This is a genomic window from Pseudonocardia kujensis (assembly GCF_021283305.1).
GTDB lineage: Bacteria > Actinomycetota > Actinomycetes > Mycobacteriales > Pseudonocardiaceae > Pseudonocardia > Pseudonocardia kujensis.
Genome location: NZ_JAJSOK010000017.1, coordinates 1 through 24653, shown reverse-complemented (window position 1 = coordinate 24653; position 24653 = coordinate 1). Strand labels below are relative to the sequence as shown.

Here is a 24653-nt window from a genome sequence, read left to right as displayed (position 1 = left end):
TCGACCCATTGACAGGTCGGAATGGTCGGGCCTGGGCTACGCGAGCGTGCCGGACTCCGGTCGATGAAGTCGTGGCCGACGTGGACGGGCACTTGCGGCTACCAGTCCTCGGTCGACAGCACTGCGGTTGCGTGTGCGGCGAGTGTCGCCCCCATCCCATGCACCAGCGACGTCGATGCGTTCGGCACCTGCCGTTCGCCGGCCTCACCGCGGAGCTGGCGCACCGCCTCGATCACCTCGAACATGCCCAGCATCCCGGGATGGCAGTAGGACAGACCGCCGCCGTTCGTGTTGAGGGCCAAAGACCCGCCGGGGGCGAGACGTCCTCCCTCGACGAACGCGCCGCCCTCTCCCTTCGCGCAGAAGCCGATGTCCTCGAGCTGGATGAGTGCACTGATGGTGAAGGCGTCGTAGAGGTGGATCGTGTCCATCTCGCTCAGCTTGCGGCCGGACATTTGGAGCGCCCGGCGGCTGCTGTGCACGGCCTCGGTGGTGGTGAGGTCGGGCATCCCCGAGACGTAGCGATGGTTGATCGCCTCTCCGGTCCCCTCGACGTACACCGGTTTCGGGGTGAGGTCGCGCGCCCGCTCGCTTGAGGTGAGCACGAACGCCCCGCCGCCGTCCGTCACCAGGCAGCAGTCGAGTTTGTGCAGCGGCGAGCTGATCAGCGGTGAAGACAGGACGTCGTCGACGGTGAGGGGCTGTTTGTAGCGCGCCCGGGGGTTGAGCATCGCCCATTCCCGGGCCGCCACCGCGATCTCCGCGAGCTGTTCCGACGTCGTCCCGTACTGCGCCATATGTCGCTGCGCGATCAGGCCGAACGACGAGATCGGATAGATCAGGCCGTAGGGCAGCTCGTACGGCGATGGTTCGGCGATGCTCACCAGCCGTCGGCCGTCGGTGCGTTGGGTGCTCCCGTAGGCGACCACCGCGACCTCGCACAGCCCGGCATTAATGGCGGCCGCGGCGTGCTGGATGTGCGAGACGAAGCTGCAGCCACCGATCGTGCTCGAGTCCGCGTGCCGCGGGTGAATGCCCAGGTACTCCGTCAGGTTCAGCACGGGCATGTAGTAGTAGGCAGACGCCGAGAAGAGCCCGTCAACATCCGACTTCTGCAGGCCGGCCTGCTCCAGAGCGCGGGCGATGGCCTGCGCCATGAGACCGACCGGGGACCGGCCGTCGGACTCGAAGACGTCGGACTCCGCCGCACCGACGATGGCGACCTTGCGGGAGATGCTCACTGGGTGGACCGCCCTTCCAGGATCAGACGAAACCGAGGAACCCCGTACTCCTCGTCGTGGGGTTCGAAGAACGCCTCGACCCGGTCGCCGACCCGCGGAGTCGTACCACTCTCGATCTCGAGATCGGCGATCACACGCACCCCCTCGTCGAGGTCCACCAGTACGACGACATAGGGGACGCAGTCGCGGAAAGCGGGGTGCCCCGGGCGGTGCACGACGGTGAAGGAGTAGATACTCCCCTGCCCCTGTGCGTCCTCGATCGTGAGCTCGTGCCCGAGGCAGGAGGAGCACACGGACCTGGGCGGGAACTGCATTGCGCTACAGGCGACGCAGCGCTGGAACACCAGCCGGTTCTCGGCAGCGGCCCGGAAGTAGATGCGTTCCTCGCCTCTGAGGTGAGCGAAGGGGCGCTTCTCGGGTCGCCTGGCCGTACTACTCGTGGTCACTTTCGACATCCGCCTTTCCGTGCGTCGTTGCCGCGGTGTGCCACACCGCGTCGAGGATGGTCACGCCCTCGCCCCGTGGGTGGACCCGTACCGGGTTGAGCTCGAGCTGGTGCAGGTCCGCACCGGCAGTCCGCCACGGCAGCAGACTGACCTCGACCAGCAGCCCGCACAGGGCGTCGACATCGGCGGCGGGGCGGCCCCGCACACCGGCGAGGATCGCGGAGATGCGTTCGTTGGAGGCCAGCAACGCGCGGGCGTCTGCCGACGACAGTGGAGCGCAACGGATGACGGACTCGGCGAGCAGCTCGACCAGCTCACCGCCGAGGCCGACGACGACCTGCCAGCCGAATGTCGGGTCGCGGATCAGACTCACTATGAGCTCGACGCCCGGCGACGCCTGCTGCTCGACGAAGAGATAGCAGTCGGAGCCGATGAGCCCGGCTCTCCCGGCCATCTCGTCGAAGGCCTGCTCGGCGGCCGCGACGGTGGCGAGACCGACCCGGACCAGACCGGCGTCGGTCTTGTGTAGGACCACACCCGGCGCAGCGACCTTCATGACGACCGGCGTCGGGATTGCGGCCAAGGCGGGCGCGAGATCAGACCGGGACGCAATCACTGCCGACGCCGGCACCGGCAGGCCCACCTCCCGGAGTCGCCTCTTGGCCACGTCCTCGGCTACCGGCGGGCCGGGCGACGTTGGCTCACCCGCGGTGTCCTGCGCATCCGGCGGCACCGGGGCAGCAGTGAGCCCGGCGGGGGCTTGCTCGCGCTTCTCCGCCCAGGTCGCCACCTTGGCCAGGGCTGCCAGCGGCCGACGGAAGTCCCGGAAGCTAGCGATCCCGCCTTCGGCGAGCCGGTCGTAGAGCGCCTGCGGCCCGCAGACCCAGGAGACCAACAGCGAGGCACTGTCATGCTGAACGGCGGCGACGACGTCACGCGCGTAACGTTCCCCCGACCCCTCCTGCAGCCCCATTGCGAGGTAGCACACGTCGACGCCTGGGTCGCCGAGCAGCACTTCTAGGGCCGCCCGCAGCATATGCGGATCGTTCACAAGTTGTGCGGTCGCATCGACCGGGTTGAGCGAGGAACCGAACGGCGGCAGGAGGTCATCGAGCCGCTGTCGGGTCGCGGGCGACAGCTCCGCCATTGGCAGGCCCAGGAGCTCCGCCTGGTCGGCAGCCCACACGCCGGTACCGCCTGAGATGCTCAGGACAGCGAGGCGCGGGGAGGGGCTCAGCAGTCCGGCCGCGGCGATCTGGAGCACGTCGACCAGCTCACCGGGGTCCTCGACCCGGATGACGCCGCACTCGTCGAAGACCCCCTCGTAGGCCGAGTCCGTGCCGACCAGCGCGCCGGTGTGGCTCGCCGCGGCACTCGCGGCCCGCTCCGAGCGACCGACCTTGATCGCGACCAGTGGCTTGCCCAGCTCGCGTGCCCGGGCGGCTACCGCCCGGAACCGCGGGCCGTCCCGTAGACCCTCGATGTAGGTCGCGAGGACCGCGACGGCGTCGTCCTCAACGAGGTTCTCAAGCAGCTCGACCACGGAGATGTCAGACTCGTTCCCGGTGGCGACAAAGTGCCGGAACTGCACCCCCCGGTCCTGAGCCATGGCGTACACGAAACTGCCGAAGGCACCGCTCTGGGTGACGAACGAGACCGATCCCGGCCCCAGCGGTACCGAGCCCGGGCGCAGCCAGGTCGAGCCGAAGGACCCGATGATCTGTGCGTCCGAGGAGGTCCAGCCGTTCGTGTTCGGGCCGAGCACCCGCACCCCGGACTCATGCGCGGCGCGGTCCAGCTCGTCCTGGAGCCGGCGACCGGCCTCCCCGGCCTCGGCGAACCCGGAGCTGAACACTACGGCGACCGCGACGCCCTTGTCCCCGAGGGCACGGATGGTGTCCGGCACCAGGCGCGCAGCGATCGCGACAATGGCGACCTCGACGTCGTCGGGGAGAGCGCCGACATCTGGGTAGCAGGGCAAGCCCTGCACCGTCTCGTATCGGGGGTTTACCGGCAGCAGGCGCCCCGAGTAGCCGGATTGGAGCATGAAGGCAATTGGCCGTCCGCCGATCCGGTCCGGGTCGTCGGATGCGCCGACCACGGCGATGCTCCGCGCGTCGAACAGCCGCCGTAGGTTGCGGGCTCGGGACTCGTGGCGGGTGGGGGCGGTACTCGTCATGCGCTCCTCCGAGCCGAGAAAATGTACGGCCATGACCATGGCATAGCTCAACGCCCCATGTCCAGCATGTCGATGGATAATGGCCGAAGCTGGGGAAGTGCCCTGGTCGGGATTGACATATATGGCCGTACATTGAGAGCCTGCTCCTCGGTTCAGAAGCTTGCTCCCCGATCGACGGAAGAGGGTGGGGCGGTGCACGTCGTCGGCCTAGTGATCGACGGGCGGGTGAACGCCGTGGGCGGTCGTGGCGTGTATCCGTCACATGACCCGTATCGAGGTGAACCGTGGGCGACGGTCGCAGACGCCGGCGACGACGACGTCGACCGTGCCGTCCGTTCCTCACGTGCAGCGTTCGCCGCCTGGTCGGTGGTCCCGGCGCCGGAGCGCGGCCGCCTGCTGACCGCGTTTGCGGACGCGGTGGTCGCCGACGCGAAGCTGCTCGCCGAGATGGAAACCCGTGACACCGGTAAGCTGCTGCGCGAGATGCGCGGTCAGATCGACGCGCTCCCCGAGTGGTTCCGCTACTTCGGCGGCTTGGCCGACAAGGTCGGGGGCGAGGTGCTCTCCACCGGCAAGCCCGACTACTTCGTGTACACCACTGAGGTGCCGGTCGGCGTAGTCGCGGCCGTGACGTCATGGAATTCTCCTGCCCTCCTGCTCGCCTGGAAGCTCGCGCCGGCGCTCGCCGCCGGTTGCACGGTCGTGGCGAAGCCAAGCGAGTACAGCCCAGCGTCCGCGGTCAGACTTGCTGAGATCGCCCTCGAGGTCGGTTTCCCGCCTGGGGTGTTCAACGTGATCACCGGAAGCGGGGCCGCCGCCGGAGAGGCCCTGGTCCGGCACCCGGACGTCGACAAGATCGCGTTCACCGGCTCGGTCGGGGTCGGCCGGCAGGTCGCCCACGTCGCCGCCGACCGGATGGCGCGGACCACGCTCGAGCTCGGCGGCAAATCCGCGCAGCTCGTGTTCGACGACGCCGACCTGACCGCTGCCACGAACGGGGTCCTCGCCGGGATCTTCGCCGCGTCCGGACAGAGCTGTATGGCGGGCTCGCGGTTGCTGGTACAGCGCTCGGTCGCAGCCGAGCTGGTGAGCCGGCTGGTCGACCGCGCCACCAGCATTCGGATGGGGGACCCGATGGACCCGGCCACCGAGATGGGGCCGCTGGCCAACCCGGCCCAGTTCGAGAAGGTCATCGGCTATCTGGACACCGCGCGTGCCGAAGGGGTCGAGGTGCTCGCCGGCGGCGGGCCCCGCGAGAGCCTCGGCAAGCTGTTCTTTGAGCCTACGATCCTGCGTCACGACGACACCCGGTCGGCGCTCTGGCGCGAGGAGATCTTCGGGCCGGTCTTGTCGGTGCTGCCTTTCGACGACGAGGCCGAGGCGATCGAGCTCGCCAACGGCACGAGCTTCGGGCTTGCTGCGGGGCTGTGGACCCAGGACCTGTCCCGGGTCCACAGCGTGGTCGCTGCACTGCGCGCGGGGTCGGTGTGGGTCAACGCCTACCGGACGGTGGCACCGCAGGTGCCCTTCGGCGGGATCGGCATCTCTGGGATCGGGCGGGAAAGCGGGCGACGTGCCATGGACACGTACCGGGAGACCAAAGCGGTCTGGACCGAGACGACCGGCGCCAGCCGGGATCCGTTCGTCCTGGGATGAGGAGAGGCATATGACGAGCAGTCGAATGGAACGAGGAACACAGATCCGGGCAGAGGTCCTCGGCGCCGAGCACGTGCGCCGCGCCCAGGGCGCGGCCACCGACTTCGACCGGCCGATGCAGGAGCTCGTGACCGAGTACTGCTGGGGCACCGTCTGGGACCGCGAGGCGCTCGACCGCCGCACACGCAGCCTCCTCAATATCGCGATGCTGGCCGCGCTGGGACGCGCCGAGGAGCTGCGCGCGCACGTGCGGGGGGCCCGCACCAACGGCTGCAGCCCGGAGCAGATCCAGGAGGTCCTCCTCCAGGTCGCGGTGTACGCGGGGGTACCCGCCGGAATCGAGGGATTCCGCGTCGCACGGGCGGTGCTCGATGACGCCAAAGTCTGAGACCGACCCGAGCCGGTTGGGGATCGCCGGCCTGGGGCACATGGGCAGCCCCATCCTGCGTCGGCTGATCGCGGCGGGGTACAAGGTCGCCTGTCTCGATCGGGACCCCGGCGCGGCGGCCGCGGCCGTCGCCGACGGCGGCCGGGTCGTGGGGTCGCCGGAGGAACTTGCCCGCGAGAGCGACGTCGTCCTGACCTGTCTGCCCACACCGGCCGCCGTGGAGGCCGTGACGATCGGCTCCGGTGGACTGTCCTCGGCGCCAGGTGGGTTTATGGTGGTCGACCTGTCGACCACCGGCCCGCGCGTGTCCCGCGCGATCGCCGACCATCTCGCCCGGCGAGATGTCGCCTTCGTCGACAGTCCGGTCAGCGGGGGCGTGCGCGGCGCCGCAGCGGGTCGGCTGGCGGTGATGGCGGCGGGCGCCCCGGCTGCGATCGACACAGTCGCACCGGTGCTCGGACAGCTGGGCCGGGTCGTGGTCGTCGGCCACACGCCCGGAATGGGCCAGGTGATGAAGTTGGTCAACAACTACCTGTCGGCGGTCGCGCTGGCTGCCTCGTCGGAAGCCCTGGTGCTCGCTACCCGGTCCGGCCTTGACCCAAGGACGGTCCTCGACGTGCTCAACTCCGGGTCTGGCCGCAACAGCGCCACCGAGGACAAGTTTCCGCAGGCAATCCTGTCCGGCTCCTTTGACGCCGGCTTCGCGATGGAGCTGATGTGTAAGGACCTGAGGCTGTTCGAGACCATGGCCGCAGAGGCCGACGTCTCGCTCCCGGTGGTACCCACGCTGATCGGGTTCTGGCAGTCGGCCCTGCAGGAGCTGGGTGGTGCGGCAGACTTCACCGAGATCGTGCGTGTTCTCGAGCGGGAGGCCGACGTCGAGGTCCGGGCGCCGCGGGCTACCTGACCGACGCCGCGGGCGAACCGGATCGCCGCGGACGGTCGTCCGGTAGGTTGCGGCCGACTCGTCACGCGCGGAGGTCCGGTCGCTCGTGGCGCACCTGACACAGTTCGACATGGCCGGCCGAATGTCGAGCCGGGCGGAGGAAACGTCCCCGGACGGCTAGGATCGGCATATTATGGGCGGGAAAACCGGCGAGGCGGGTCCGGCATACGCCATGATCGCCCAGGATCTGCGGGACCGGATTGCCAAGGGTGACTTCCCCGATGCTCAGCGCCTCCCGACCGAGGCGGATCTGTCGCAGCAGTACCAGGTCAGCAGGCAGACGGTCAGGCGTGCCTTCCACGACCTAGTCGCCGAGGGCGCGGTCTACCGGGTGCGCGGCCGCGGGACGTTCGCGGTCAACAGGGCGGAGCGGTACGCCCGTGAGCTCGGTTCGATCGAGGATCTGATCAGCCTGTCGTCCGACACGGTGCGGGAGGTCGTCGAGCCGATCCGCCGACTCGTCGACGTGGACGCGGCGAATCGCCTGCGGCTCGAGACCGACACCCTGTACAAGGTCGTCATCCGGCGGCTGTACGACGGGCAGCCGTTCGTCGTGACCAAGGTCTTCCTCCCCGAGGAGGTTGGGCGGATTCTCGTCGACACGCACGCGTTCGACGAGAATCGCCTCGAGAGCGCCACGGTTCTGGGGATGCTCGAGGACAAGCTCGACAGGCCGATCGTGCGGGCGACGCAGACGATCACCGTCGCGCCCGCTGACGAGCAGCTGGCTGGGCAGTTGGAATGCTCGGTCGGTCACGCGCTCCTGCGGGTCGACCGCCTGTTTCAGGACGAGACCGACTACGCGCCGGAGTTCACGATCAGCTACTTCCTGCCGGAGCAGTACTCCTACCGCGTCGTCCTGCACCGCTCCGCCCGGTAGCCCGTTCGGTTCCAGGTGCACGCGACAGACTCCCACTGTCAACCTGCGAGCTATTCGATCTTCTGGAGCGGCGCACCATTGGCGGCCGCGGGGCCTGGTCGCCTGCGGCTGAAGAAGGGCGCTGGTCAGCCCGTGGTGAGTGCGGCCTGGGCGGTGGTGGGCGTTTCGGGTCGTAGGGGGTGTGAGTGCTCCAGCAGGTCCAGAGCACGCGCATCCAGCGGGCGGCGAGGCCACGAAGCGCGCGGTCGTAGTGCTGGCCGCGCTGGTCACGAGCCTCGCGGAACGCCGCCTTGGCCCAGGGTCTCGGCCAGCAGCGGTGACGGCGGGGTCAGGGGCCGCCAGTGCGGGGGCTCGTGGCGCAGGGTGTCGGCCAGCACGAACGCGTCGAGCCGGTCGTCCTTGACCGCGGCGACCCGGTAGCGCTCCCGCGCCCGGCCGCGATGCGCGGCGACACCGGAAACACGATGTGACCGCGGGCCTGCAGATGCTCGACGAGCAGCCCCTCGGCGCGCTCGACGGCGATCGGCAAAGCTGTCTCGTGCAGGGCGAGCACGGTATCGAGCTCGGCCAGTCTGGCGACGTCATGGGTGACGCACTGCTGGGTCAGCCGCGCTCCGGCGGGGTCGAGGACGCACAACTGATGTTCGCTGCCGCCCCAGTCGATGCCGACGAACGCCGGTCAGTCCCGCGAGTTGTCTCGATCGGACAAGAGGTGCCCCTTCGGGTGACGGATCCGCTCCCGGGCCGATCCCCTTCGGGCGCTCATCCAGGTGCTCGTGGCACGACTCCCACTGGCCGATCGAGGAACGACCACCACCGGGAGGGACGAGTCTGCCGCTGGACCTCGAGGGTCACGCTGCCAAGGTCCTCTCCCGGTGGTGGAGGTGGACCAGCGGGAACTTCCCGCCGCTGCTGATGTTGACGGATGAGCGCTGGCCTGCCCCGGGGCCCTGCCGCACCGAGGATTGGCTCGCGTTGCCCCTGCACGGTCTCGTCGTAGCCGCGGGTGAAGTCGCCGCCGTCCGAGCGCTCGCTCTTGACGACACGGGCGCCGAGATCGGCGGGCGGGCGGGTTGCGAACTGGTGCCACGACGCCTGCTCCGGGCTGACGGAGGTGATTCCGCCCAGCGGCGGCCCGGATGCCCGGCGTCCTCGTCGTCGTCGGCACGGCTGGCTATGCGCGCTCGTCCCGCAGGGGAGACTCCCCGTATGCGTGCGCACCCCCGTAGCGCGACCCGGACGCAACGCCGATCGGCGCGATTTCTTCGAGCCGTCGCAGGTCGGTGTCGTCGAGCCGGACGTCCGCGGCCGCGAGGTTCTCGGCGAGGTACTTGCGCCGTTTGGTCCCGGGGATCGGGACGACGTCCTGACCGCGGGCGACCACCCACGCCAGTGCGAGCTGCCCGGGCGTGCACGCCTTCTCGGCAGCCATCGCCTTCACCTCGTCCACCAACCGCAGGTTCAGCGTGAAGTTCTCGCCCTGGAACCGGGGGCTGGATCGGCGGAAGTCGTCCTCGGCGAAGTCGTCGGGGCAGGTGATGGCTCCGGTCAGAAACCCTCGCCCGAGCGGGCTGAACGGCACGATCCCGACGCCGTGCTCACGCGCGACGCCGAGAACCTCCTGCTCGATGTCGCGGGTCCACAGCGACCACTCGCTTTCCAGCGCGGCGATCGGGGCGACGGCCGTCGCGCGACGCAGCGTGTCCGCGCTGGCCTCAGAGAGGCCCAGGTGCAGGACCTTTCCGCTCTCCACCAGCTCGTTCATCGCCCCGACCGTGTCCTCGATCGGCACCGTCGGGTCCACCCGGTGCTGGTAGTAGAGATCGATGTGGTCGACATCCAGCCGGCGCAGGCTCTCATCGCACGCCTGCTTCACGTAGTCCGGACGCCCAGTGATCGAGCGGGAGTTGTCCGGGTTGACTGTGAGCCCGAACTTGGTGGCGACGACGGCCTTGTCCCGCTGCCCCGCGATTGCTCGGCCGATGAGTCGCTCATTGTGTCCCTGGCCATAGACGTCCGAGCTGTCGAGCATCATCGACCCCACCTCCAGCGCTTGCCGGATGGTGGCGATCGCCTCCTGCTCGTCCACCGAGCCGTAGGACTGAGACATGCCCATGCACCCCAGTCCGATGGCCGCCACCGTGGGGCCGGTCTTGCCCAACTGGCGCTTTCCCACCGTCAAGGTATTTACCCTTCGCTTGTCGTGACACTTCGAGTGCTTCCCGCACCCCTAACCGGGTCGTCCGAACCCGTCGCCCGAGTCGAACGCGGTCTCGGGGCTGAGCCAGATTGCCACGATCGACACCAGCGCAGCGATCGCGATGTAGACGCCGACCGGCCAGGTCCCGCCCGCGACAGAGGCCAGGGCGGTAGACACCAACGGGACGGTCCCTCCGAACACGGCTCCGCTGATCTCGCGGCTCACGCTGACCCCGCTGCAACGCACCCGGGCGCCGAACATCTCCGCCACCATGGCGGCCTGCGGGCCCAGCAGCATGTCCCTGATCACCGCGAGTGCGATGACGACGGCGAGGATGACGAGCCAGACGCTGCCGGACCCGAGCAGGGCGAAAAACGGGAAGACGTACACAGCCGACAGCGCTGAACCCCCGATCATCAACGGCCGCCTTCCGACCCGGTCCGACAGCCAGCCCCAGAGCGGAATGGTGAACATTGACAGTGTGGAGGCCGCCGCGATCGCCCAGAGCATCACCGGCCGGGAGACCCCGAGGTCACTCGTTGCGTGGGTGAGGGCGAACGTCTGGACCATGTAGCCCCATACGAAGCTGGAGATGATCACCGCCACGGCCCGGAGCACCGTCCGCGGCTGACGTCGGAGGACTGCCAGTAGCGGGGATGACGCGAGCTCCTCCTCCTCTTGCATCTGCTGGAAGACGGGGGTCTCCTCCACCCGGCTCCGGGCGATCGTTCCGACGATGACCAGCACGATGGATAACAGGAACGGGATCCGCCATCCCCAGGCCAGGAACTGCTCGTCCGGCAACAGCGAAGCGAGGGCGAAGGCGGCGCTGGCCAGCACCAGGCCGAGCGAGGTCCCGATGACCGGGATCGCGGCGAAGAGGCCGCGCCTGCGGTCCGGAGCCCCCTCGGCGGTCAGGAGCACCGCGCTCGCGAACTCCCCGCCGGCGGCCACGCCCTGCACGATCCGCAGCAGCACCAGCAGGATCGGCGCGGCGACGCCGATGGCGGCGTGGGTGGGTAGGAGGCCGAGCAGGGTGGTCGTCGCGCCCATCGTGAGCAGCGTGATGATCAGGACCCGCTTGCGCCCGATCCGGTCGCCCAGGTTGCCGAACAGCATTCCGCCCAGCGGGCGGGCGGCGAACCCGACGGCGAACGTCGCGAAGGAGGCAAGGATGCCGCCGACGCCGGAGGAGGCGAAGAAGAGTGGGCCGAAGACGAGTGCCGAGGCGAGTCCGTACAGCGAGAAGTCGTACCACTCGAGCGTGGTCCCGAAGGTGCTGGCGAGCATCGCGCGACGATGGCGCGCGCGATCGCCCGACCGGGGCGCCGTTGTCGGCTGTCCCGGTGCGGTGGAGGAGTTTGGCATGCTGATCACCCAGCTTCATTGGGGGATGGCCAGGGCAACGGACTCTGTGGAACCTGTGGAACGAGCAGGTTTCCGTGGATGCGGATGCCGCCTTCGCACATGCCACGTCGACGTGCCGTGGTAGAAACGTACGGCCAAATCATTCTCGTGTCAACGCACCGCCTGCGCCGACCGCGGGCCACCGATGCGTGGTGAGCGACCAAAACAATGGACTGCACCGCGATCAGCAGGCAGGAGAAGCGGTGGGACCCTTGACTGTGACGGCACGTGCTGGCAAGGTCCGAAAGACATTTGGCCGCACAAAGGCGCCGGCTCGCGTATCGCACGGTCGGCGGCCGTCAGTAGCTGCGACATCATGTCGACAACGACCTCACGGGTGCGTAGCGCGGAAGGAACATCACCATGAGCCCGCCGAACATCGACGACGTCCGTGCCCTCGCGGAGAAGGTGTCGAACTGGGGCCGGTGGGGTCCCGACGACGAGCGCGGCACGCTCAACCTCATTACGCCCGAACGCGTAGTCCGGGCCGCCGGACTGGTGCGTACGGGGCGCACCGTCTCGCTGGCCCTCCCCTTCGATTCGCGGGGCCCCCAGGAGGGTGGGTTCAACCGCTTCAACCCGATCCACCTCATGCTGCGTGACGGGGCCGACGCGCTGGCGGGCACGATGGTGCGCGACTTCTACGGAGGCCGGGACGGGCACGTCCGCGGTACCGACGACATCGTCATTATGCCCCTGCAGTGCGGCACCCAGTGGGATGCCCTGTCGCACGTGGTCTTCGACGGCCAGATCTACAACGGCTACAGCGCCGACCAGGTCACCAGCGTCGGAGCCCTGAAGAACGACGTCACCGCGGCTCAGGACCGCCTCGTCGCCCGCGGGGTCCTCCTGGACATGGCCCGCCACCTCAATCGGACCCCGCTGGAGGACGGCTACGTCATCACTGCGGACGACCTCCGGGGGTGCGCCGACGCGCAGGGAGTGTCGGTGGGGGAGGGCGACATCGTCCTCGTCCGGACCGGACAGCTGCCCGACCGGCAGGGGAACGGCTGGCGCGGCTTCGCCGGAGGGGACGCACCCGGGCTGGGCCTCGAGGCCGTCGAGTGGATCGCCGAGAAACAACTTGCCGGCATCGCCACGGACACCTGGGGCATGGAGGTGCGCCCGAACCAGACCCCCGACGTGTCCCAGCCGCTGCACATCATCCTGCTCGTCTTCATGGGTCTGTGGATCGGCGAGATCTGGCACATGGAGGAGCTGTCCGTGGCCTGCCGGGACGAGAACCGCTACGAATTCATGCTCTGCGCGCCGCCGCTGCCGTTCACCGGAGCCGTCGGGTCCCCGGTGAACCCCGTCGCGGTCCTGTGAGAAGCCCGCACCCCGAGACGAAGCTGAGGACATGAACGATCCCGTCGACCTGCTCATCACGAACGTTCGATTTCCCGACGCCCCCTTCCAGGAGCCGGGGTCGCTCCTGGTTCGCGACGGGAGGATCGCCGCCGTCGGTGAGACCGACGTCGCGATGCATAACGGCGACGGCCGCTACGAGGTGCTCGACGCGGGCGGCGGCATCGTCGTACCCGGCATGGTCGACACCCATCGGCACACCTGGCAGGCGGTCGTACGCGGGCTCTGCGGCGACATGTCCGCCATCCAGTACCTGCAGAGCATCCGATGGGGAGTCGCCCGGCACTTCACGGCCGACGACGTCTACACCGGCACCTACGTGGGTGCCCTGGACATGCTCGACGGCGGCGTCACCCAGGTTGTCGACTTCTCACACTGCATGAACAGCCCGGACCACGCCGACGCCGCGTACGAGGCGCTGGCCGCGTCCGGCATCCGCGCCACCTTCGCCTACGGCTTCAACGCGGTCCCGGGGGACTCGGTGGCCTTCCGATCGCATGACGAGCGGATCGCCGACTTCCGGCGGGTAGTCGACACCTACCGCGGTCGCAACGAGCTGATCACGGTCGGCGTCGCGTTGAGCGACTTCAACCAGACCGACCTAGACACGCTGCGCACCGAGATCGCCGTGGCCCGCGAGGCGCAGGTGCCGATCACGCTGCACCCCGGAGCGCTGCGCCCGCGCACCCCGTACGGGACCGTCACGTTGCTGCACGAGGCGGGGCTCCTCGGTCCCGACATGATCCTCGCGCACTGCACCAACGCCACCGGCGACGAGCTGCGGTTCGTCCGGGACGCCGGGGCCTGGGTCTCGTGCACCCCGGAGACCGAGATGCAGATGGGGATGGGCTTCCCGAAGATCGGCAAGTTGCGTGAGCTGGGCATGAAACCCACCCTCGGGGTGGACGTGGTGTCCGACTGCAGCGGTGACCTGTTCGCCCAGGCGCGTCTGGCGCTGCAGACCGAGCGGGCCCTGATCCACCGTGACGGGATGCTTGAGCACATCCCGCTCACCGCACGCGACGTGCTGAGATGGCCACCGAGTTCGGGGCCGAGGCGACCGGGCGCCCAGGGGTGACCGGCCGGTTCGAGGTCGGCGCCGTCGCCGACCTCGTCGTCCTGCGGCCCCGCGCCTTCGAGCTCACGCCGGTGCTCGACGTCGCCGTGTCCGTCCTGCTGCACAGCCACCCCGGCGTCGTCGACACCGTCCTGGTCGGTGGTCGCCGGGTGAAGTCCGGTGGCAATCTCACCGGGGTCGAGGTCGCACACTGGGCCCGGCGCTCGGCCGAGGTCGGGTACCGCGTCGCCGGCGCATGGCGCGCCGCCGGGGGCCTCCACTCCGAGCCGAGCGAGGTCGAGCGGACAACCCTGACTCGGCTCACCCGATGACCGTCGCATTCTGCTCGGCCGACGAGGCGGCGGCGGCCATCCCGGAAGGCGCCACGATCGCCGTCGACGGCTTCTGCATGGTGGGGGTCGCGGAGGCGTTCCTCCAGGCACTCGAGGAACGCTTCCTGAACACCGGGTCCCCGCGGAATCTCACCCTGGTGCACGCCATGGGCCCGACCGACGGGGTGCATGGACTGGAGCATTTCGCCCACCCCGGCCTGCTGCGGCGGGTAGTAGGAGCACACTGGGGACTGGCGCCGCGCATGGCGGCGCTTCTCACCTCCGGTTCGGTCGATGTGTTCTGCCTGCCCCAGGGGCAGCTCTCGGAGCTGTACCGGACCACCGCCGCCGGGCGTCCTGGACACGTCAGCCCGGTCGGACTCGACACCTTCGTCGACCCGAAGCTGCAGGGTGGTCGCATCACCACGGTCCCCGGCAGCACAGCGCCCGCTCTGGTCGAACGGGTGCACCTGGCCGGCGCCGACCATCTCTTCTACCGCTCGATTCCGATCGACGTCGCGATCATCCGGGCGACGTCGATCGACGACGACGGCAACTGCAGCAACGAGGAGGAGCCACTGCACCTGGACGCGCTCGCCGTCGCCCAGGCCGCGCACAACAGTGGCGGGACCGTGATCGTCCAGGCGAAACGTCGCGTCCCCCGTGGGACCCTGCGTCCCAAGGAGGTCGTCATCCCCGGCGTCCTCGTCGACCGAGTCGTCCTGGCCGAAGACCCCGCCCAGTCGCACCGCCAGACCGCCAGGACGGTCTTCGACCCGCGTCTACTCGCCTCTCCCGCCGAGATCGCGCGGGAAGGACTCGTCCAGGAGCCGGTGCACGCGACCGTCGTGCCCGGTGACCGCGAGCGGATCGGTCAGCGGGCGCTCAGGATGCTGCGCCGTGGTGACATCGCCAACATCGGCGCGGGGCTGCCTCTCGACACGATCGCGGCGGCCCTGCACGACGCCCGCACCGGCCAGGGCGGGGTGGGACCGGCGGACAACGCGATCGACGGCGTCGTCCTGACCATTGAGAGCGGCGTGTACGGGGGTACCCCGTCGGCCGGCGCCGACGTCGGCACGGCCGTTGGCGCGGACGCGATCATCCCGCACGTCGCACAGTTCCGCTTCTACGACGGGGGCGGGCTGGACATCGCGTTCCTCGGTGCGGGCCAGGTCGACCTCGAGGGCAACGTCAACGTCAGCCTGCTTGGCGGTCGGCTGATCGGCGTAGGCGGGTTCGTCGACATCGTGCACGGGGCCCGCCGCATCTGCTTCTGCCTGACCATCCGCAGCCGGCATCCCAAGTTCGTCGAGCGGGTCGACCACGTCTCGTTCAGCGCACGCAACGCCCTGGCAGCTGGCAAGCAGGTGAACTACGTGACCGAGGACGCCATCCTGGAGCTCACGCCGCGGGGGCTCGCCCTCGTCGAGGTTGCCCCCGGCTGCGACGTCGCTGCGCTGACGGCGCAGTTCCCCGGCCCTGTTGATGTCAGCCGATGCCGGAAGGTGGAGCCGTGATGACGGCACGGGCACGTACTCCTGCCCCTCGGGCCCCGAGCCAGGGCGCCGACAGCCGCGACGCTGAGGGGCACCCTGCAGCGGTGCGGGCGCGGCCCCGTGGGCAATCGTCGACTGCACCGATGTGGGGCCGGCGCGACCTCCACGCCGACGCTATATCGTCAGCGCGGTCGCCGTCGCCCGTGAACCCGGAGGCTGGTGCTGGAGCCTCGCGGTTCTCGCCGAGGACGCCGCCGGCCAGGAACCAGCTGCGTCAACGACCAGCCCAGATCCCCTGAACTGAGGCGCAGAACCGTGCTCTTGGCAGGATCCATTGCCGCGTGGTTCTACATCTGATGTCTGCCGCCGTCCACGGTCCAGTAGGAGTTCGTCACGAACACGGCGTCGTCGGACAGCAGGAACGCGATCACGGCGGCGGCATCGGCGGGTGTGCCCATGCGGCCGAGCAGGGTGCCCCCGCCGATGGGCGTGGTCGCGGAGCCCTCCCGGATGCGGGCGATCATGCCGGGTGTCGATCGGGCCCGGCAGCACCGCGTTGACACGGATCCCGAAGGGACCGGCCTCCACGGCCGCTGCGCGGGTCAGTCCGATCATCGCGTGTTTGGCCAGCCCAGTAGATGCCCTGCCCGAGGACCGCGGCGAGCCCCGCGATCGAGGCCGTCGACACGATTGCGCCGTGGCCCGACTGTTTGAGCACGGGGAGGACGGCCTTGAGGCAGAGGAACGCGCTCGTGGCGTTGACTGCCATCACGCGCTCGTAGTCCGCCAGGGTCGAGCCGGGATGGGCGAAGGCGGTCGCGCGGCAGCCCCGAACTGCCGAGTGCTGGAGCTCGACGGGTCCCACAGCCCTAACCTCACCGCACCGGGAGCTCACCGGACACCTACGGATGATCTTTGCCCACGTTTGAGCGGCGGCAGGCGCCCGCCGAGGGGGCGGACACCGGCGCAGCCGGGTCAGCTCGCCGCCCGGCTCGTGAGCAGCTCCGACACAGTCTGGGAGCCTGAATCGCCGGGAAGCCGCAGGGACTGCCGTCGGCAGACGATCCCCACGAGCTCCTTAGACCAACTTGTTGACTGTCCGACGAAGGCCGTGGTTTGCGTGGACCGCTGCTGCCGCCGGTGGCGGCCGGTTGCCGGCGGCACCCCGGATGGCTTTGCCGACCTGCACCCTGCGCTGTCCTGTCACGCTTCAAGCCCCGGGCGTGATCAAAGCTGAAGTCCTCCAACGACTTGCGGGCCGGGAACCGCGCCGCGCGGATGCGGACCTCGCCGCCGTGGGCCTCGCGGGCGGAGACTCTGCGTTGCAGGCAGGCGATGAGGAACTCCTCATGAGTCCAGGTCTCGGCTCTGGCGCGCTCGGCCAGTCGCGCAACAACTCGCGGAGGGTCGGTGCCTTCAACGCGCGGGTGAGAAACGCGACTTGGGTCGCGGCCTCACAGTCCTGCGGCGGGTGACAGCCAGGCCTCCAGCTGGGCGTTCAAGTCGGCCGGCGAGGCGAACGAGCGCCCCGGCAGGAAGCTGGTCTCCAGGTAGCCGTTGGCCGGCTTGACCAGCCCCTTGGCCTCCGGGTCCCGCGGGCAGCACTGGATGATCCGGATGCCGAGCAGACCGCGGAACGCCTGGAATGGCGCGGTCAGCTTCGGCCGTACACCGCGCCAGGACCCGACCGCGGCCTCGTTGTCCCAGACCAGCGCCCGCGCCCTACGCGACGTGGTCTGAGGGGGAGGGGTGCCGGTGACGGCCTACCGGGGGCTCTTCGCCTTCATCGTCACCGACGCCGCGATGTCGTGCTCGATCTCCTCCCCGGCGCGCCGGAGCGCGGGCAGGAACTCCTCCAACGAGCGTCGCGGCCCGGCGTCCCTGATCGCGACGTTGATCCCGGCCACGACCTGCTTGCGATGATTGCGCACGGGGACCGCGATCGACCTGACGGCCGCCTCCGTCTCCTCGTCCATCACCGAGTACCCGTCGGCCCGTACCTTGTCAATGATGGCGCGCAGGTCGTCGAGGGTACGCACGGACCGCCCGGTCCGAGGATGGAACTCTACGTCCGCGATCGACGCGCGGAGATCGGGCTCGGCCAGGTCGGCGAGGAAGAGTCGCCCGATTGAGGTCTCGTGGGCGGGCCAGCGGGAGCCGATCGTGATGTCGACGGTGAGGGTCCGGCGCACCGTGATCCGGCCAACGTACACGATCTCCGCGCCGTCCGGGACGGCCATCGACACCGACTCGTCGACCTCGGCGGCGAGTCGCTCGAGGTGCACCCGCGCGATCTCGGGGAACGAGAGGCTGGCCATGTACGAGTACCCGAGTTCGAGGATGCGGGGGCGCAGCGTGTAGTTCTTGCCGTCCGACTGCACGTAGCCCAGCTGAACCAAGGTGTGGAGGAGCCGCCGGATCGCTCCCCGGTGCAGGCCGGTGATGCGGGCGATCTCGGTCATCGTCAAGCTGGGCCGCGCCTCCTCGAAGGCACGGATAACGCTCAACCCCCGCTCGAGCGACTGGACGAAGTTGCGGTCCGTAGCCGGATCCTCGGTCTCTGCTCCGGATGTGTCCGTTGCGTCGATGTCATCGATCTGGTTGGTTCCCAATTCCTCGGTCCTGCCAATCGTCAGACTCGCAACTGAGCGGGCGGGAAGCTGCCGTGGGGTCGCCGAGCTTGACCTCACGTCTTCCATCCGCGTACGGTATCACGCGCGCGCAATGCGCGCATCATGTCTGTACTGCAAGCATCGGAGTGGCATGTCACGAGTACCGCTACTGAGGCCTGCCGAGTTGTCTGACCCGCAACGCCAGGTGTACGACCAGATCCTGGCAGCACGGACGGGATCGAACTCACCCGGATTCCCTGTCACCGACAACGACGGCAGTCTGCTCGGCCCCTTCAACGCCATGTTGTTGGCCCCTCGCATCGGCGGCCGTTTGCAGGCCCTGGGTGACGCGGTGCGGCGCGGCGAGCTGACCGCCCGCGAGCGCGAGATCGTCGTCCTCACGGTCGCGACGCACTGGAAATCGGAGTTCGAGTGGCGGGCCCACGAGCTCTCCGGGGCGGCGGCAGGTCTGAGCGAGACCGAACTCACGGCTCTGAGGGAGGGTCGAGACCTCGATCTGACCGATCGACGGGAGGCGGCGGTGTCGCGGCTCGCCGGCACCCTCCTGGCCCAGGGAGCCCTCTCGGATGAGGCCTATGGGGAGGCGGTCGACATGATCGGCCCGGAACACCTGTTCGAGGTTGTCACCCTCGTCGGCTACTACGGCCTGATCGCACTCCAGCTCTCCGTCTTCGGTGTGCGGTAGCAGCCGTCCGGTGGGCACACCGCTGCCGGCCCCGCACGGCAGGGTCGGGCAACGGTCGCGGCGGTCCGTCGCCGGCTAGAAGTCCTCCTCCGGCACGTAGGCGACCAATCGGGTCCAGGAGCCGCTCGCACCGGCGATCTTGTAGGGAAATGCGGACACGAAGAATCCCGTGGCCTTGGGCAGGCGCTCGAAATTCGCGGCCTTCTCGATGTGGCTGTACTCGCGCTCGCGCCCGTACAGGTGCGCCTCCCAAAGTTGCTCGGGATTTCCTTTGCGGGCTTCATCGACCATTACCGAGAAGGGGCGATCAAATCCCCAGGCGTCGATGGCGATGAGGTTGACGCCGCGTTCCACCAGCCATTTGGTCGCCGACCGGCGCATACCGGGGTGGAACTGGTCGTATCCGGGCTCGTCGAAGCGTCTGGCGGCGCCGGTGTGGATCAGGACGACGTCGCCCGGCCCGGGCTCGTGGCCGACCGCGCAACACGCCTCGGCGACGTTGGCGTCTGTGATGGACGCCTGCTCGTCCAGATGCCGGAAGTCGAGGAGCACCCCGGGGCCGCAGCACCAGGTCAAGGGGACCTGGTCAATCGTCTTCGCCGGCAGGCCGCCCGAGACAGGGCCGTAGTGGTACGGCGCGTCGACGTGCGTGCCCGAATGCGTGAACAGCGAGACCTTCTCGATCGCCGACGCGTTTCCGTCTGGCCACCATGCGGGATCAACGGGCTGTCGCGGGTTCTCGGCGGACGCCTTGTGGTCGATGTACTCGATATCATGGCGAAGCGGTTCGAAGTCCCTTGTGTCGTTCGACAGCACGCAACTGAGATCGAGCAGAGCAACGCGCTTTCCGAAGATCTCGACGACATCAGGATTCATCTGTACCTCCCGCTGCATTGAGCGTGTCGATGCGCCGGCCCGCGCGGGTCGTGAACCGAACCGGCGGTGGTGTCCTCTGCGCAACCAGACGCAAGTCGATCGCTTGACCACCCTGCGATGCCGAGCCTAAAGTCAAGTTCGCCTTGCGCGCAAGAGGCGCGCATTGCGAACATTCGAGGTGAATTTTGACTCTGAGATCGACGAATCCTGCGACCGGCGAGTTGGTCGCCGAGTACGACGAAGCCACGTCCGGCGAGGTGGAAGCGTGCCTCGCCCAGGCCTCGACGGCGTTCGAGAGATGGCGCCACGTCGAGCCAGCCGCGCGCGCCAGCCTGCTCCGGGCACTGGCGGCGCGGCTGCGCGAGTCCGTCGACGAGCTCGCGCAGTTGGCGACGCTCGAGATGGGCAAGATCCTCCCGGAGTCACGCGGGGAGGTCGTGAAAAGCGCCTGGTTCTGCGAATACGCCGCCGAGTTCGGTCCGGCCGCGCTCGCTCCCCGGCCGATTCCGGGCGGGCACTCGGAGAACTACGTCGTGCGAGAACCCGTGGGGCCACTCCTCGCCCTGATGCCCTGGAACTTCCCGTACGTCCAGGTTTTCAGGTTCGCCCCGGCTGCCCTCATGGCCGGCAACGTCGTGATCCTCAAGCACGCCTCGAACGTCCCGCAGTGTGCGCTTCGGATCGCCGAGCTGTTCACGGAGGCCGGCTTTCCCCAGGGGGTCTTCCAGACCCTGCTCGCCGAGCCCGACGTCGTGGAGCCCCTGCTGGCCGACCCGCGGTTGAAGGGGCTCACCTTGACCGGCAGCGACCAGGTCGGCAGCCAGGTCGCCGCCCTGGCTGGTCGCCAGCTCAAGCACGCGGTCCTGGAGCTGGGCGGCTCCGACGCGTTCGTCGTCCTGGACGACGCGGACATCGCGCTCGCCGCGCGGGTGGGCTGCCGGGCACGGAACATCAACGTCGGACAGGCGTGCATCGCGGCTAAGAGGTTCATCGTCGTCGACTCCGTGGCCGACCGGTTCGAGTCGGAGCTGACCGAACGAGTCCGTGCCCTGCGGGTCGGTGACCCACGGGACCCGGCGACCGACGTCGGCCCGATGGTCAACGAGCGAGCACGGGAGCGGCTGCGCGGCCAGGTCGAGGACTCGGTGGCCAAGGGCGCTGTGCTCCGAGTCGGCGGTTTCGACTGGGACGGGCCCGGCTCCTACGTCCGGCCGATGGTGCTCACCGACGTCACTCCGGACATGCGGGTCTTCCACGAGGAGACGTTCGGGCCGGTGGCCCCCCTCCTGCGGGTGCGCGACGAGTCCGAGGCGATCGCCGCGGCGAACGCCTCTGCGTTCGGGCTCGGGGCCACTGTCATGTCGAGCGACGTCGAACGAGCGCGATCGGTCGCCGATCGACTCGAGGCGGGCATGGTTTTCGTCAATACGCTTGTCGCGTCGGACGCCCGCCTCCCGTTCGGCGGGCAGAAGCGCAGCGGACTCGGACGCGAGCTCGGCGAGTGGGGCTTCCTCGAGTTCACCAACCTCAAGTCGGTAGCGATCGCATGAGGAGCGCCCGCACCATGCCGACCTGGATGACCCGCACGAACCGACTGAAGGAGCAGACCCGCGCCGGTGCCCACAACCTGGTCGCCTGGGCGACGATCCCCTGGCCACCGATCATGGAGCTGTACGGCGAATGCGGGGTCGACGGCGTCATCATCGACCTGGAGCACACCAGCCACGGCCTCGACGTGGCGGAACGCATGATCACCGCCGGTCAGCTCGCCGGCGTCACCACGCTCGTGCGGGTGACGGGAATCGACCACGTCGAGATCGGCAAGGCGCTCTGCGCTGGGGCAGAGGGAATCGTCTTCCCTCGGATCACGACCGCCGACGACGCAACGCGCGCCTGGCGCACCCTGCGCTGTCGGCCGGAGGGCGACCGCGGGTGGGGTGGCCAGCACACCCGGCACGCGCTCTGGCAACCGCCCGGTGCCGTGGAGGCGCTGACCCAGGACGACGAGAGCCTGCGCGGCGCATACACGATGGACTACGTCCGCAAGTCGATCGACGAGATCGTCTCGATATTCATGATCGAGGACAACGAGGGCCTCTCCAACGTCGCGGAGATCCTCCAGGACGGGCAGCCGGACCTGGTGCTGTTCGGCTGGGGCGACTTCTCGGTCGAGAGCAGGTTCGACCGGGACGCCTGCTACGCCGCCGCCCAGCGGCGGGTCTACGACGCATGTCGCCGCAGGGAGATCGGCATGTCGATATACCCTGAACATACGGAGAGGCCGTTCTTCCCCGGCTGCTACAAGATCGCGGCGATGGATTCGATGGTGCTCAGTGGCGGTGTGCGGTCCGCGATAGCCCGAGCGCGTCGAAGCCTCGAGAACGCTCCCGGCGAGACCGGCCGGAAGCCGTGAGGGAGAGGGTGAGCGTGGGAGGATCCGAGCGGCCGTCTGTTCCGCGAGAATCCCGACTCCTCCTACGGGGCGGGTGCATCCTGTCCATGGACGAGGGAGTCGGCGACCTTCCCTCGGGCGACATCCTGGTCGACGACGGCGTGATCGTCGACATCGCGCCACATATCGAGTCTGACGCGGCGGTCGTCGACCTGACCGACACGATCGTCTTTCCCGGTTTCTGTGATCCACATGTGCATTCCTGGGAGGGTGCCCTTGCGCGGCTCATCCCGAACAACTTGACCACCGTGGAGGAGGACTCGGGGCTGCCCGAGTACGCGGACGAGCGCTCGAGCCCGACGCGCAGCTACTTCAACGTCCTGCACCACCAGTTCGCGCCGCTGTACGAGCCCGAGGACATGTACATCGGCACGCTCTTCACCATGCTCACGGCGCTCTCCGGTGGGATCACGACGGTGTGCGACAACATGCACAACGCCCGGACTTACGAGCATGCGGCGGCCGCGGTCGAGGCCCTGGTCGACAGCGGGATCCGGGGTGTGCACGCCTACGGCAGGCCGCGCGTGGGCAGCTGGGACGCCGACGTCCTCCGAAACGCGGCGAGGCTGCGGGACACGTACTTCGCGACCGACAAGCAGCGACTTACGATGCGCATGTACGCGCTCGGCCGCGACCATCTCGCGGAGATCCGCGAGATCCTGCGGGTGCGGCGCGAGCTCGACCTCTGGGTGACGTTCGACAGTGGTCTGGAGACCCAACCCCTGCGCGAGCTCTACGAGCGCGGTGAGTTCGACGGACGGGAGACGCTCAACCACGCCTGCTTCCTGTCGGCCGAGCAGAAGAAGCAGATGCGCGACGGCGGCACCCGCGTGAACGTGTGCCCGAGGCTGGAGACACAGTTCCGGCGTGGACACGTGCCCTACCTCGAATGGACGGATCTCGGCGTCTACCCGGGGCTCAGCAACGACAACCCGGCGACGTACGCCGTCGACATGTTCGCGGAGATGCACGCCCTTTACGGCCATGGGCGTGCCTCCCGGCACCGGGAGGGCGAGCGCGCCGAGGAGGTTACCCTGCGTGAGACGCTGCGGGCCGCGACGACCCGCGGTGCCGACAACTGTGGCCTCGGGGACGTCGCCGGCAAGCTCGCTCCGGGTCGTGCTGCCGATCTCGTGGTGCTCGACACGGACAACGTCCTGCTCACGCCGATCAACAACGCCTACACCTCCGTGGTGCAGGCGGCGCACGCGGGCGTCGTACGCGACGTGATGGTCGACGGTTGCTTCGTCAAGTGGGACAGCCGGCTAGTAGACGTCGACTTCGCGTCGTTGAAGCAACGGGTGCTCGCGTCACAGGAACGTCTGCTGCGGCGTGCCGGGTGGCAGCTTGGCCCGATCGACTTCACCGATTAGTACTCCAGCCGCAGTTCGTTAGGTACATTATTCTCGTCGGCGGTAGTGACTTTCGCGGGCTCGGTGTTGGTGTCGGCGCCGCCAGGTTGACCAGGCCCAGCGTCGGATGCAGTCGCCGGTCGAACACCGGTCCGGGGACGTGCTGGAGGCCCGAGGACGCTGTCTCGAACTTTGCGTCCGGCAAATGATGTTGCTGGCGTGTCGTTGCAGGTAGGGGCACGGACCAACCGTTGATCATGGGATTGCTGAGGTCTCACGATCGCCGGTAGGGTCCGGCCCCTGCTGCGTCCTCGGCCATCGAGCCGTTGTGGGTCGAGTTCGCTGCCCTGATCGGGGTCGACGAGCGCCCGGAGTTCGCTCCGAGCCACCCGTGGGGCTGCCATCGCCGCCGCATCGGCGACCGCGTCGTGTTCGACCACGTGATCGCCGCGCTGGTGCACGGTAGCGGCTACGAACGCATCGCCACCCTGGGCTGCTCGGACCGCACCATCCGCCGCCGCCTCGACACCTGGGCGGCCGCCGGGCACGGCCGCACCCTGCTGCGGCTGAGCCTGGCCGCCTACCACCGCGTGATCGGGCTCGACCTCGACGACCTGTCCGTGGACGGGGCGATCACCAAGGCCCGCTGCGCGGACAAGCGCAAGGCCATCGTCAAGTTCTATCTCAACCTCGCCGCGGCGCTCACCGTCATCCGCCGTCTGATCAACCGAGCCCGCACCCGCTACCGCTGGCCCACCCGGCCGACTACCCGCCGCCTCCGCTAACGATCATTTGCCGGGCGCTCTTAGTTAGAGAGTGTTGTAGAACCTTCGCGATCAGTCCTTGAGGTCTTCTGCTAACCGGCGAGCGGCTTCCTTCTCGATCTCACTGCGGGGAGCGGGGAGTTCCTCACCGGCGAGCCGGGCGGTCATCAGCCGGATCATCGCGAACTTGATCATCGCCTCGGCGTGAGCGGTCTTGCGTTCGTAGTCCCGGGCCAACCGTCTACACCTCGTCAACCAGCCGAAGGTTCGTTCCACCACCCACCGGCGGGGC

General features: G+C 68.8%; 23 protein-coding genes and 4 pseudogenes. 13 read left to right on the top strand and 14 right to left on the bottom strand.

What is annotated here, in order from left to right:
• Nucleotides 1-98: 98 nt before the first annotated feature.
• Genes LWC35_RS14410 through LWC35_RS14400 form a run of 3 tightly spaced genes read right to left on the bottom strand, consistent with a single transcriptional unit; the run spans nt 99 to nt 3917 of the window.
• Complete coding sequence (locus LWC35_RS14410) at nt 99-1241, bottom strand: acetyl-CoA acetyltransferase (protein ID WP_232870618.1); 1143 nt, start codon at nt 1239-1241, stop codon at nt 99-101.
• Nucleotides 1238-1696 carry a Zn-ribbon domain-containing OB-fold protein gene (locus tag LWC35_RS14405; RefSeq protein WP_372463045.1) on the bottom strand — a complete coding sequence of 153 codons (459 nt, stop codon included), beginning with the start codon at nt 1694-1696 and terminating at the stop codon, nt 1238-1240. The genes LWC35_RS14410 and LWC35_RS14405 overlap by 4 nt, the downstream gene beginning before the upstream one ends.
• Complete coding sequence (locus LWC35_RS14400) at nt 1674-3917, bottom strand: acetate--CoA ligase family protein (RefSeq protein WP_232870617.1); 2244 nt, start codon at nt 3915-3917, stop codon at nt 1674-1676. Before LWC35_RS14400 ends, LWC35_RS14405 begins: the two co-directional genes overlap by 23 nt.
• A 141-nt stretch (nt 3918-4058) precedes the next feature.
• Here LWC35_RS14400 and LWC35_RS14395 point away from each other — a divergent pair, with 141 nt between their 5' ends.
• From LWC35_RS14395 to LWC35_RS14380, 4 genes are all read left to right on the top strand, one after another.
• The gene (locus LWC35_RS14395) at nt 4059-5522 is read left to right on the top strand and encodes an aldehyde dehydrogenase (protein WP_232870616.1); all 1464 of its coding nucleotides are present in this window, start codon (nt 4059-4061) and stop codon (nt 5520-5522) included.
• Nucleotides 5523-5532: 10 nt separating this feature from the next.
• Entirely contained in the window at nt 5533-5910 is a 378-nt protein-coding gene (locus LWC35_RS14390) for a carboxymuconolactone decarboxylase family protein (RefSeq protein ID WP_232870615.1), read from the top strand.
• Nucleotides 5894-6817 carry an NAD(P)-dependent oxidoreductase gene (locus LWC35_RS14385; RefSeq protein ID WP_232870614.1) on the top strand — a complete coding sequence of 308 codons (924 nt, stop codon included), beginning with the start codon at nt 5894-5896 and terminating at the stop codon, nt 6815-6817. The genes LWC35_RS14390 and LWC35_RS14385 overlap by 17 nt, the downstream gene beginning before the upstream one ends.
• 172 nt (nt 6818-6989) lie before the next feature.
• Nucleotides 6990-7736, top strand: a complete 747-nt coding sequence (locus tag LWC35_RS14380; protein WP_232870613.1) for a GntR family transcriptional regulator — start codon at nt 6990-6992, stop codon at nt 7734-7736.
• A gap of 328 nt (nt 7737-8064) precedes the next feature.
• On the opposite strand, the gene LWC35_RS40935 is transcribed toward LWC35_RS14380, so the two are convergent.
• From LWC35_RS40935 to LWC35_RS14365, 4 genes and pseudogenes are all read right to left on the bottom strand, one after another.
• Complete coding sequence (locus LWC35_RS40935; RefSeq protein ID WP_372463044.1) at nt 8065-8373, bottom strand: hypothetical protein; 309 nt, start codon at nt 8371-8373, stop codon at nt 8065-8067.
• Nucleotides 8374-8711: 338 nt separating this feature from the next.
• Nucleotides 8712-8864 (bottom strand): annotated as a pseudogene (locus LWC35_RS14375) (CoA transferase); the annotation flags it as partial.
• Between the two features lie 46 nt (nt 8865-8910).
• A complete protein-coding gene (locus tag LWC35_RS14370; RefSeq protein WP_372463050.1) occupies nt 8911-9912 on the bottom strand; it encodes an aldo/keto reductase in 1002 nt (333 codons plus the stop codon).
• A 54-nt stretch (nt 9913-9966) separates the two neighbouring features.
• Nucleotides 9967-11226, bottom strand: coding sequence for an MFS transporter (locus tag LWC35_RS14365; protein WP_232870612.1), 1260 nt, complete (start codon nt 11224-11226; stop codon nt 9967-9969).
• Nucleotides 11227-11706: 480 nt separating this feature from the next.
• On the opposite strand from LWC35_RS14365, the gene LWC35_RS14360 reads away from it, so the two are divergent.
• Genes LWC35_RS14360 through LWC35_RS14345 form a run of 4 tightly spaced genes read left to right on the top strand, consistent with a single transcriptional unit; the run spans nt 11707 to nt 15620 of the window.
• A complete protein-coding gene (locus LWC35_RS14360; protein ID WP_232870611.1) occupies nt 11707-12672 on the top strand; it encodes a cyclase family protein in 966 nt (321 codons plus the stop codon).
• Between the two features lie 31 nt (nt 12673-12703).
• The gene (locus tag LWC35_RS14355; protein WP_232870610.1) at nt 12704-13789 is read left to right on the top strand and encodes an amidohydrolase family protein; all 1086 of its coding nucleotides are present in this window, start codon (nt 12704-12706) and stop codon (nt 13787-13789) included.
• Nucleotides 13744-14100, top strand: a complete 357-nt coding sequence (locus tag LWC35_RS14350) for an amidohydrolase family protein (RefSeq protein WP_232870609.1) — start codon at nt 13744-13746, stop codon at nt 14098-14100. The genes LWC35_RS14355 and LWC35_RS14350 overlap by 46 nt, the downstream gene beginning before the upstream one ends.
• The gene (locus tag LWC35_RS14345; RefSeq protein ID WP_232870608.1) at nt 14097-15620 is read left to right on the top strand and encodes a CoA-transferase; all 1524 of its coding nucleotides are present in this window, start codon (nt 14097-14099) and stop codon (nt 15618-15620) included. Before LWC35_RS14350 ends, LWC35_RS14345 begins: the two co-directional genes overlap by 4 nt.
• Before the next feature lie 326 nt (nt 15621-15946).
• Here the strand turns inward: LWC35_RS14345 and LWC35_RS14340 are convergent, their stop codons facing one another.
• The 5 genes and pseudogenes from LWC35_RS14340 to LWC35_RS14325 all read right to left on the bottom strand — a co-directional run bounded on the left by LWC35_RS14340 (nt 15947) and on the right by LWC35_RS14325 (nt 18298).
• A complete protein-coding gene (locus LWC35_RS14340) occupies nt 15947-16123 on the bottom strand; it encodes an SDR family oxidoreductase (RefSeq protein ID WP_232870607.1) in 177 nt (58 codons plus the stop codon).
• A 40-nt stretch (nt 16124-16163) separates the two neighbouring features.
• Nucleotides 16164-16214: pseudogene (locus LWC35_RS40930) on the bottom strand (hypothetical protein); the annotation flags it as partial.
• A 25-nt stretch (nt 16215-16239) separates the two neighbouring features.
• Nucleotides 16240-16464 (bottom strand): annotated as a pseudogene (locus LWC35_RS40925) (SDR family NAD(P)-dependent oxidoreductase); the annotation flags it as partial.
• A 607-nt stretch (nt 16465-17071) separates the two neighbouring features.
• Nucleotides 17072-17317, bottom strand: a pseudogene (locus LWC35_RS14330) (IS21 family transposase); the annotation flags it as partial.
• Nucleotides 17318-17362: 45 nt separating this feature from the next.
• Nucleotides 17363-18298, bottom strand: coding sequence for an IclR family transcriptional regulator domain-containing protein (locus LWC35_RS14325; protein WP_269804145.1), 936 nt, complete (start codon nt 18296-18298; stop codon nt 17363-17365).
• Between the two features lie 118 nt (nt 18299-18416).
• On the opposite strand from LWC35_RS14325, the gene LWC35_RS14320 reads away from it, so the two are divergent.
• Nucleotides 18417-18917 (top strand): carboxymuconolactone decarboxylase family protein, encoded by a 501-nt coding sequence (locus tag LWC35_RS14320; RefSeq protein WP_232870606.1) that lies wholly within the window; start codon nt 18417-18419, stop codon nt 18915-18917.
• 75 nt (nt 18918-18992) lie between these two features.
• Here the strand turns inward: LWC35_RS14320 and LWC35_RS14315 are convergent, their stop codons facing one another.
• Nucleotides 18993-19793 (bottom strand): cyclase family protein, encoded by an 801-nt coding sequence (locus tag LWC35_RS14315; RefSeq protein ID WP_232870605.1) that lies wholly within the window; start codon nt 19791-19793, stop codon nt 18993-18995.
• Nucleotides 19794-19978: 185 nt separating this feature from the next.
• Here LWC35_RS14315 and LWC35_RS14310 point away from each other — a divergent pair, with 185 nt between their 5' ends.
• From LWC35_RS14310 to LWC35_RS14295, 4 genes are all read left to right on the top strand, one after another.
• On the top strand, nt 19979-21343 hold the full coding sequence (locus LWC35_RS14310; RefSeq protein WP_232870604.1) for an NAD-dependent succinate-semialdehyde dehydrogenase: 1365 nt from the start codon (nt 19979-19981) through the stop codon (nt 21341-21343).
• Between the two features lie 14 nt (nt 21344-21357).
• The gene (locus LWC35_RS14305; protein ID WP_232870603.1) at nt 21358-22206 is read left to right on the top strand and encodes an HpcH/HpaI aldolase family protein; all 849 of its coding nucleotides are present in this window, start codon (nt 21358-21360) and stop codon (nt 22204-22206) included.
• A gap of 140 nt (nt 22207-22346) precedes the next feature.
• Nucleotides 22347-23618, top strand: a complete 1272-nt coding sequence (locus tag LWC35_RS14300; RefSeq protein ID WP_232870602.1) for an amidohydrolase family protein — start codon at nt 22347-22349, stop codon at nt 23616-23618.
• Between the two features lie 296 nt (nt 23619-23914).
• Nucleotides 23915-24382, top strand: coding sequence for a hypothetical protein (locus LWC35_RS14295; protein ID WP_232870705.1), 468 nt, complete (start codon nt 23915-23917; stop codon nt 24380-24382).
• Nucleotides 24383-24433: 51 nt separating this feature from the next.
• Here the strand turns inward: LWC35_RS14295 and LWC35_RS14290 are convergent.
• Nucleotides 24434-24653 (bottom strand): transposase (locus LWC35_RS14290; protein WP_232870601.1); only part of this gene is annotated, 220 nt, incomplete at its 5' end.

Bases quoted from the DNA above. Each gene is read 5' to 3' on its own strand.
- LWC35_RS14305 (WP_232870603.1), top strand. From the start codon at position 21,358: ATGCCGACCTGGATGACCCGCACGAACCGACTGAAGGAGCAGACCCGC.
- LWC35_RS14315 (WP_232870605.1), bottom strand. From the start codon at position 19,793: ATGAATCCTGATGTCGTCGAGATCTTCGGAAAGCGCGTTGCTCTGCTC.
- LWC35_RS14380 (WP_232870613.1), top strand. From the start codon at position 6,990: ATGGGCGGGAAAACCGGCGAGGCGGGTCCGGCATACGCCATGATCGCC.
- LWC35_RS14365 (WP_232870612.1), bottom strand. From the start codon at position 11,226: ATGCTCGCCAGCACCTTCGGGACCACGCTCGAGTGGTACGACTTCTCG.
- LWC35_RS14350 (WP_232870609.1), top strand. From the start codon at position 13,744: ATGGCCACCGAGTTCGGGGCCGAGGCGACCGGGCGCCCAGGGGTGACC.
- LWC35_RS14360 (WP_232870611.1), top strand. From the start codon at position 11,707: ATGAGCCCGCCGAACATCGACGACGTCCGTGCCCTCGCGGAGAAGGTG.
- LWC35_RS14325 (WP_269804145.1), bottom strand. From the start codon at position 18,298: ATGGAAGACGTGAGGTCAAGCTCGGCGACCCCACGGCAGCTTCCCGCC.
- LWC35_RS14355 (WP_232870610.1), top strand. From the start codon at position 12,704: ATGAACGATCCCGTCGACCTGCTCATCACGAACGTTCGATTTCCCGAC.
- LWC35_RS14405 (WP_372463045.1), bottom strand. From the start codon at position 1,696: ATGTCGAAAGTGACCACGAGTAGTACGGCCAGGCGACCCGAGAAGCGC.
- LWC35_RS14390 (WP_232870615.1), top strand. From the start codon at position 5,533: ATGACGAGCAGTCGAATGGAACGAGGAACACAGATCCGGGCAGAGGTC.
- LWC35_RS14340 (WP_232870607.1), bottom strand. From the start codon at position 16,123: ATGATCGCCCGCATCCGGGAGGGCTCCGCGACCACGCCCATCGGCGGG.
- LWC35_RS14345 (WP_232870608.1), top strand. From the start codon at position 14,097: ATGACCGTCGCATTCTGCTCGGCCGACGAGGCGGCGGCGGCCATCCCG.
- LWC35_RS14385 (WP_232870614.1), top strand. From the start codon at position 5,894: ATGACGCCAAAGTCTGAGACCGACCCGAGCCGGTTGGGGATCGCCGGC.